This window comes from Pseudomonas sp. MONT-RG-20F-20-E-7-02 (assembly GCF_022662395.1).
In the GTDB taxonomy this organism is placed as follows: Bacteria; Pseudomonadota; Gammaproteobacteria; order Pseudomonadales; family Pseudomonadaceae; genus Aquipseudomonas.
This window is the reverse complement of sequence record NZ_JAKNQN010000042.1, coordinates 1-421: the sequence shown is the minus strand read 5'-3', so window position 1 is coordinate 421 and position 421 is coordinate 1. Positions and strand designations below refer to the sequence as shown.

1 protein-coding gene is annotated in these 421 nt (G+C 54.9%); it reads left to right on the top strand.

The genetic code is table 11. The annotated features are described in order from the left end of the window. The coding region (locus L8I05_RS29450; RefSeq protein WP_242176729.1) for an immunoglobulin-like domain-containing protein at positions 1-421 on the top strand (421 nt) is incomplete at both ends.

Genomic DNA, 421 nt, shown 5'->3' with positions numbered 1-421 from the left:
TGACTCGATCGACAACACCACGGTTTCGTTGACTGCTGACAAGGCTTCGGTGGTTGAAGGTGGTGACATCACCTACACCGCGACCTTGACCAATAAGGCGCAGACTGACGTCACTGTGACGTTGAGCAACGGTCAGACCATTACCATCAAAGCCGGTGAAACCGTTGGTTCGACTGTGTTCCAGACGCCAGCTAACGACGTCTACAACAACGGTTACACCGTCAGCACTACGATCGCGAAAACTGCAGGCGGTAACTTCGAGAACCTGGTTACCGATCCGAAGGCAGCGGTCACCACGATCACCGACTCGATCGACAACACCACCGTTTCCCTGACTGCCGACAAAGCATCTGTGGTTGAAGGCGGCGACATCACCTACACCGCGACCTTGACCAACAAGGCGCAAACCGACGTTACCGTT